We start from the raw sequence: 1663 nt of genomic DNA on the forward strand, positions 1-1663 counted from the left end.
TCGATATCAATGGAATTTAAAAAAGATGACCCCTATTCAATATACGAATCACCTTTTAATTGCTTAGTCTCTTTTTTTATTGTGTCCTTGACATAGGAGCCAGTTTAATGAGTTCTATCTCCTTTTTTATTAACCATTTTTTCTGCTATTAGTTTAAAGTCTTTTTCGCTTATTTCTATATGACCATATCGAAAGGAATGACCCCAGTATTTTGTATTTTTAATAAATGACAGTTTTGGGATTAATGGTTTAATGGGTGTTTTAATGCTAGGGAAAAAATCAATATTTCTTCGAAAAGGTACAAAATCATTCCCCATATTTACCTGATAAACATCCTCATCAATAATTCTTCCAATAGCAGTAAACTTTTGATGAGGAGCACTCTCTTTAAAATTAATCTTAGGAGAGTAATAAATAATCCAATCACCAGTGCTCATATTTCTTAAAGGAGCCAGTTTGCCATGGCAAAGCTGAGCAAATCCGCCTTGTACTGCATTTAAAACATGATCTCGTGAAGCAATTCCAATCCAAAACCGTTTTTTAGTATGCATTAGAGTTAGCATCCACAATTATCTGATAGATTAGCATCTTGAGCAACATCTGATACAGGAAAATTCATTTCTTTCCATGCAGCTATCCCGCCAGTCAACTCTTTTACTTTATAGCCACGTTCTAGCAAAAAAGCTGCTACTTTAGCTGCTGTATTACACCAAACATCCCAACAGTAAACTACAATTTCTTTTTCTTTAGGAATCTCATGTAATCGTTCTTGCAACTCTTGTTGAGGAATGATGTTAGCATCTTTAATTGTTAGAATTCTTACATGTTCAGGACCGTTTCTTACATCAATTAGAAAATATTTTTCTGGATTGACTTGTGCCAATCTTAAATAATCCATAGGACTAATAGTTGCTTCCAGACGTGCATTAAAATAATCAAGTGCATTCATTTAATAGTTACCTCCAGTTTTATAATGTATACCAAATTTTCACAAGAAACTCCTTCAGCAATTGTTTTTCTTGATGGTTTAAAGGGGTGAGTACCTCTAATTCCGTTTCAATTAGAAATTCCCAACGTGAATCTAAAACTTGAGTCCCTTTTGATGTGATTAAAAGACTATATGATCTTCTATCATTAGGATTTCTAGTTCTCTCTACAAATTCTAAAGTTTCTAGGTGATCGATATGGCTAACCATAGTCGTCCGATCAATTTGTAGATTTTCGGAAATATCCTTTTGTGAACAATAAGGGTTCCCACTAATAAATAAAAGGACTCCATATTGTCTAGCATTAATTTTATAAGGAGTCAGTCCTTCAGCAAACTTGGTTTCCATTTGTTGAAGAACTTTTCCTAACAAAAAACCATATGATTGATTCCATTTTTCCAAGTGTAATATTCACCTCCTAAATTAATCAGATTTACTAATAATCAGTATAGCTGACTAATTATTAAAATTCAAGTACTTATGTTCGTATATAAAACACAAACCGTTAAATATTTTTTTTATTAATAAAGTTTTTGAGATAAGGTATTTAAACTAGGGGGAATGACTTCTGGGTCTCTTTTTTATGTCATTAAAGAATAAATTTGTGAACGATTTCACTTAAACTATCGGGGACGTTAGTTGAATAAGCAAATATTATAAAATGGAACTTCCGTAAA

At 32.0% G+C, this 1663-nt stretch carries 4 protein-coding genes; 1 reads left to right on the forward strand and 3 read right to left on the reverse strand.

Going from position 1 to position 1663, the window contains the following annotated elements:
• Positions 1 to 67, forward strand: a 67-nt coding sequence (locus ADJ83_RS26810; RefSeq protein ID WP_414630334.1) for an IS3 family transposase, incomplete at its 5' end; no start/stop codon positions are given.
• Between the two features lie 37 nt (positions 68 to 104).
• Here ADJ83_RS26810 and ADJ83_RS04965 read toward each other — a convergent pair.
• The 3 genes from ADJ83_RS04965 to ADJ83_RS04975 are packed head-to-tail and all read right to left on the reverse strand — an operon-like array spanning position 105 to position 1388.
• On the reverse strand, positions 105 to 551 hold the full coding sequence (locus ADJ83_RS04965) for an EVE domain-containing protein (RefSeq protein WP_031536735.1): 447 nt from the start codon (positions 549 to 551) through the stop codon (positions 105 to 107).
• A 5-nt stretch (positions 552 to 556) separates the two neighbouring features.
• The gene (locus ADJ83_RS04970; protein ID WP_031536736.1) at positions 557 to 949 is read right to left on the reverse strand and encodes a rhodanese-like domain-containing protein; all 393 of its coding nucleotides are present in this window, start codon (positions 947 to 949) and stop codon (positions 557 to 559) included.
• A gap of 19 nt (positions 950 to 968) precedes the next feature.
• A complete protein-coding gene (locus ADJ83_RS04975) occupies positions 969 to 1388 on the reverse strand; it encodes a MarR family winged helix-turn-helix transcriptional regulator (protein WP_031536737.1) in 420 nt (139 codons plus the stop codon).
• Positions 1389 to 1663 lie beyond the last annotated feature (275 nt).

Origin of the sequence: Bacillus sp. 522_BSPC, from assembly GCF_001076885.1 — a bacterium.
Classification (GTDB): Bacteria; Bacillota; Bacilli; order Bacillales; family Cytobacillaceae; genus Niallia; species Niallia hominis.